The 5,520-nt window shown below is 65.6% G+C and carries 4 protein-coding genes, 1 tRNA gene and 1 pseudogene; 2 read left to right on the top strand and 4 right to left on the bottom strand.

The window, feature by feature from the left end; genetic code table 11:
- The 4 genes from ACOJSF_RS09760 to ACOJSF_RS09745 all read right to left on the bottom strand — a co-directional run.
- Positions 1–421, bottom strand: a 421-nt coding sequence (locus ACOJSF_RS09760; RefSeq protein ID WP_420142017.1) for a DUF2059 domain-containing protein, incomplete at its 3' end; no start/stop codon positions are given.
- A 57-nt stretch (positions 422–478) separates the two neighbouring features.
- A complete protein-coding gene (locus tag ACOJSF_RS09755) occupies positions 479–1,933 on the bottom strand; it encodes an NAD(P)-dependent oxidoreductase (protein ID WP_420142016.1) in 1,455 nt (484 codons plus the stop codon).
- A 150-nt stretch (positions 1,934–2,083) separates the two neighbouring features.
- Positions 2,084–2,890, bottom strand: a complete 807-nt coding sequence (locus ACOJSF_RS09750) for an undecaprenyl-diphosphate phosphatase (protein WP_420142015.1) — start codon at positions 2,888–2,890, stop codon at positions 2,084–2,086.
- A 12-nt stretch (positions 2,891–2,902) separates the two neighbouring features.
- The gene (locus ACOJSF_RS09745; RefSeq protein WP_420142014.1) at positions 2,903–3,835 is read right to left on the bottom strand and encodes an NAD(P)H-binding protein; all 933 of its coding nucleotides are present in this window, start codon (positions 3,833–3,835) and stop codon (positions 2,903–2,905) included.
- Between the two features lie 124 nt (positions 3,836–3,959).
- On the opposite strand from ACOJSF_RS09745, the gene ACOJSF_RS09740 reads away from it, so the two are divergent.
- Positions 3,960–4,046: transfer RNA gene (locus tag ACOJSF_RS09740), tRNA-Leu, on the top strand.
- A 176-nt stretch (positions 4,047–4,222) separates the two neighbouring features.
- Positions 4,223–5,448, top strand: a pseudogene (locus ACOJSF_RS09735) (tyrosine-type recombinase/integrase).
- Positions 5,449–5,520: the final 72 nt, after the last annotated feature.

The raw sequence follows: 5,520 nt of genomic DNA, 5'->3' as shown, positions 1-5,520 counted from the left end.
TTTCGGCTTGCAGGGTCTGCATGAGCGGGCCCATGATCAGGTCGCTTGTCTGCTTGGCGACATCCGCCGTGATGGCGGGCGTCTTTTCGAGCAGCGCCTGCCCCGTGGGGGTGCGATAGAATGCGGTCATGTCGCCGATCTGGGCGGGCGTGAATTCGCGCGCATAGATGGCGGTCATCTGTTCGACGATCTGCGGCAGCGCGGTCTTCGTCTGGTCGCCCACCACCGCCATGATCCGTTCGAGATGGCGCTGGAGGATGGCGCGAAAGTCCGCGTCGTTCGCCAGTTCGGCCGGAAACGCGCCCGACCGGAAGATCTGGTCGGTCATTCCGGGCGCGAGCGCCTTCATCTGCGTGTCGAGCGTCCGGCGGATCACCTCCTCGGCACGCATCACGCGCATCAGCGTGCGCGCCTCGGCCACGCCCTGCCCGGCGCGCGCCGGCGGCCAGCAGCATCGCGCCGAGGATCGCGACGGCTCTCACGCGGCGACCTTCTCGGCCTGGCCCGTGCGCGCCTTCGCCTTCAGATATTCGTGCATCCGCTCGGCCACATCGCGGCCGTCGCGCACCGCCCACACCACCAGGCTCGCGCCACGCACGATGTCGCCGGCGGCGAACACGCCGTCCAGGCTGGTCATCATCGTCTTGTGATCGACCCGCACCGTGCCCCAGCGCGTAACCGCCAGCTCCGGCGCGTCGAACAGCTTGGGCAATTCCTCGGGATCGAAACCGAGCGCCTTGACGACCAGGTCGGCCTCCATGCGGAACTCGCTGCCCGGCTCGGGCTCGGGCGCGCGGCGGCCGCTTGCGTCGGGCTCGCCCAGTCGCATCCGCACCACGTTGACGCCCGCCACGGTGCCGCCCGCGTCATGGAACGCGTCGGGGGCGGACAGCCAGACGAACTCGACCCCCTCCTCCTCCGCGTTCTTCACCTCGCGCTGGCTGCCGGGCATGTTGGCACGGTCGCGGCGATAGAGGCAGCGGACCGAGGCCGCGCCCTGCCGCACGGCGGTGCGCACACAATCCATTGCGGTGTCGCCGCCGCCGACCACGACGACATGCTTGCCGGCGGCGTTGAGCCGGCCTTCATCATAGTCCGCCACCGCGTCGCCGAAGCCCTTGCGATTCGACGCCGTCAGATAGTCGAGTGACTCTACAACGCCGCTGGCGCCAACGCCCGGCGCGCGGATCGCGCGTGGCTTGTAGACGCCGGTGCAGACCACGACCGCGTCGTGGCGCTGACGCAATTCAGCCAGGCTGGCATCGCGGCCCACCTCAAATTTCTCGTGGAAGACGACGCCGCCGTCACGCAGCCGATCGACCCGGCGCATCACGACGTCCTTCTCCAGCTTGAAGCCAGGGATGCCATAGGTCAGCAGGCCACCCATCCGGTCGTGCCGGTCGTAGACATGGACCTCATATCCGCGCGACCGCATCAGATCCGCCACGGTGAGGCCGGCGGGGCCGGCGCCGATGATGCCGATCGACTGCCCCCGGTCGGCGGCGGGCATGATCGGCTCGACCCAGCCTTGCTCCCACGCGGTATCGGTGATGAACTTCTCGATCGAACCGATCGTGACCGCGCCGTGGCCCGAAAACTCGATCACGCAATTGCCTTCGCACAGCCGATCCTGCGGGCAGATGCGGCCGCAAATCTCAGGCATCGTCGACGTGGCGTTGCTGAGTTCATATGCCTCCCGCAGCCTCCCCTCGGCCGTCAGCCGCAGCCAGTCGGGGATGTGGTTGTGGAGCGGGCAATGATTGGCGCAGTAAGGCACGCCGCATTGCGAGCATCGCGACGATTGCTCCTCGGCCTTTTCCGTCGCGAAGGCGCGCGAGATTTCCGCGAAGTCACCCGCGCGCTCCCCGGGGGCGCGCTTTTCCGGATAATCCTGCTCGACGAGCGGGAAACTCAACATTCCAGCCATGTGCATCACCCTTCCCCGGCTGGATGACGAGGAAAAGCAGGCGAGTCACGAGCAAAAACGTGGTTAGGACAGAATTGCTGCCCCTTATTTCTAACCTAATCGTCCGAATTTAAGAATAATGCGAATTCCTCGCAAATAATCGGTCCGTTTTGCACCCTATCGATTTGCGAGCCACACGAGTGCAAGCGCCCCGGCGGCAATACGATACCAGCCGAACGGGGCGAAGCCGTGCCGCCCCACGAAGGCGACGAAGGCGCGGATCACCGCGATCGCGACGACGAACGACACGACGAACCCGATCGCGATCGAGCCCCACCCCACCCCACCCGACGCGGTCAGCGCCTCGTGGTTCTTGGCCAGTTCGAGCGTGGTCGCGCCCAGCATCGTGGGGATGGCGAGGAAGAAGCTGAATTCGGCCGCCGTCCGCCGCTCGACGCCCAGGCTCACCGCTCCCAGGATCGTGGCGCCCGACCGGCTCACGCCCGGGACCATGGAAATGCACTGGATCAGGCCGACGCCGATCACCGTGCGCAACGGCATGTCGGCCACCCCCACCACATCGCCGGGCTTTGCAAAGCGCTCCACCAGCAGGATGGCGACCCCGCCGATGACGAGCGCCATCGCGACCACGTCGGCCCGGCCCAGCAACGCCTCCACCTGGCTATGCAACGCCAAACCTATGAGCGCCGCCGGCATGAAACCGACCGCCACGTTACGAACGAAGCGCCACGCCTTGGGATCGCGACGGACCATGCCCATCAGCACGGCCCAAAAGGTCCGCCAGTACAGCACCACCACCGCCAGGATCGCGCCGAGCTGGATCACGACGTTGAATACCGCCCACGTTTCCGCATCGTAGCCAAGCAGCGCGCTGGCGAGGATCAGGTGCCCTGTCGATGAAACCGGCAGATATTCGGTAAGCCCCTCGACGATGCCGAGCAGGACGGGTGTCAGAATGTCCATGCGCGTCTTGGCTCAGGCGGGCGCGTTGAGGCTGAAACGGCCCTGTCGGCGATATCGAACCAGCCACTGCGGCGCGACCGCCGCCAAGGGCACCGGATCGATACCGAACGTGGCAAAGCCCTCCGCGTCGGGCGACACCACGTTGTCGCGCTGCAGCATCAGCCATTGATCCTGCGTGATCGGCGCACCGGGCAGCCATCCGCCGAACCGCGCCAGCCCCGCCGCGATCGGATCGGGCAGCGCGATCAGCGACGGCGTGCGCCCGATCGCCTGGCCGACCCAGCGATGAAGCTCAATCATCGAAATCTGCTGCGGCCCGCCGAGCTCGAACACCTTGCCCTCATGCCCCTCCGTCAGCGCGGCCGCGGCAATCGCGCGCGCGACATCCACGACCCAGGCCGGCTGGAAGCGCACGTCGGGGCGGACCACCGGCATCACCGGCGCCACCGACATCATGCAGGCGAACCGGTTCACGAACTGATCCTCGGCCCCGAACAGGATCGAGGGGCGGATGATCGTGGCGCGGGGGAAGGCCGCGCGCACCGCCGCCTCGCCGCGTCCCTTCGACGCGGCGTAAGCCGACGCCGCGCCCGCATCGGCACCGATCGCCGACAGATGGACCAGGCGGGTCGCACCGGCACGGGCGGCGGCCTCGGCGACCGCGCTCGCCCCGTCGACATGGACCGTCTCGAACCGGCCCTTCAGAATGCCGACAAGGTTGATCACCGCGTCCGCGTCCCGCACCGCATACGCGATCGTGGCGGGCTTGGTGATGTCGGCCGGCACCGCCTGCGCCTGGCCAAGCCCCGCCAGCGGCTTCAGATGTACGGTGTCGAGCGGATTGCGCTCGGCCACGCGCACGCGCGCGCCCGTCCGCAACAGCTCCTGCACCACATAGCGGCCGAGAAAGCCGCCGCCGCCGAACACCGTCACAAGCTTCTTCATCTCAGGTCATTCCATGCTGCGCACGCTCACGCCACCCAATGCCCGCGCGGCCCGACGCACGCAAGGCTTCGCAACCCGTTGACAAGCCGCCGCCTGCGCACCTAAAGGCCGCCGCCTACCCCGTGCCCAGATGGCGGAATTGGTAGACGCACCAGCTTCAGGTGCTGGCGATCGCAAGGTCGTGGAGGTTCGAGTCCTCTTCTGGGCACCAATACTGGCTCTGGATACGTCCAGCAGCGTCCAGTAAGCGGCTGGTTTCACAGCATTTTTAGACCGAGAATCGCCAGACACCGTCCGGCGAAATCCGGCCAAGAGCACCAGCAGCGGCAACAAATGTTGCTCTTTTTGGGGCTCTCGGATCGACCCGGCTTTGCTGGGAAAACGACCATGCTGACCTACATCCAGATCAATGCGGCCAAGCCGAGAGAGAAGGCTTGGAGCCTTTCCGATTCTCAAGGCCTCTACCTCATCATCCAACCAAACGGATCAAAGCTCTGGCGCTTCCGATACCGTTTTCTCGACAGGCAGAAGACGCTCCACCTCGGCGGCTGGCCGCAGATCAGCCTCGCCGATGCCCGTCTGCGGCGCGACGACGCGAAAAAGCTGGTTGCCAACGGGATCGACCCGGCGCTCGAGAAGAAGCGCGCACGGATCGCAGCCAAACATGCCGCAGCCAACACGTTCGAAGCGGTGGCCAGGGAGTGGCTGATAAAGTGCGAGCGGGACGGTCTAGCGACGGTGACGATCGACAAGATCAGCTGGTTGCTCGACAAGGCCTATCCGCTCATCGGCATCATTCCGATCGCGCAGATCACGCCGCATGAGGCGCTCGCAGTCCTCCGCAAGGTAGAGGCGACCGGTGCCTATGAGAGCGCGCGACGGATGCGAAGCGTCTTGAGCCGTGTCTTCCGCTATGGCGTAGCAACAGTCCGGTGCGACAAAGATGTCGCCGCCGACCTGCGGGGCGCGATCGCCGTGCCCAAGGTGAAGCATTTCGCGGCCATCACGCGACCGTCCGAAGTCGGCGCGCTGCTCAGGGCGATAGAAGGCTACAGCGGGCACAAAGTGACCGTCATGGCGATGCGGCTTTCGCCGCACGTGCTGCTGCGACCCGGCGAACTTCGGCAGGCCAAGTGGACAGACATCGACTTCGAGGAGGCGACTTGGTTCATCCAGCCGAGCGCATGAAGATGCGGCGGCCTCATCGGGTGCCGCTATCTAGGCAGGTTGTCGCGATGCTCAAGGAGCTTCACGAGCACACGCACTGGTGGAAATTCCTGTTCCCCTGTCTCGGCAAGCCCCGGAAGGCGATGTCGGAGAACGCCGTCAACCAAGGCCTGCGCAAGCTCGGCTACACAACAGATCAGATGACCGCACACGGCTTCCGGGCGATGGCCACGCTTCTCAACGAAATGGGCCAGTGGAACCCCGACGCGATCGAGCGCCAACTCGCGCATGTGGACACCAATCAAGTGCGTCGCGCTTACGCGCGCGGCGAATACTGGGACGAGCGGGTCATCATGATGCAGCATTGGTCCGATCATCTCGACAAGCTACGCGACGGCGGAAAAATCATACGTCCGGAATTCGGGGCAAAGCGTGCTAGTGCCTGAATAGACTATACCCTGCAGGGCATTTGGTCCCTGCAGGGTTACAACACTTACACTCGTAAACTCATAGCGGAC

Origin of the sequence: Sphingomonas sp., assembly GCF_048594985.1 — a bacterium.
GTDB lineage: Bacteria > Pseudomonadota > Alphaproteobacteria > Sphingomonadales > Sphingomonadaceae > Sphingomonas_I.
The sequence above is the reverse complement of the archived record's forward strand: the minus strand, read 5'-3'. Positions and strand labels throughout refer to the sequence as shown.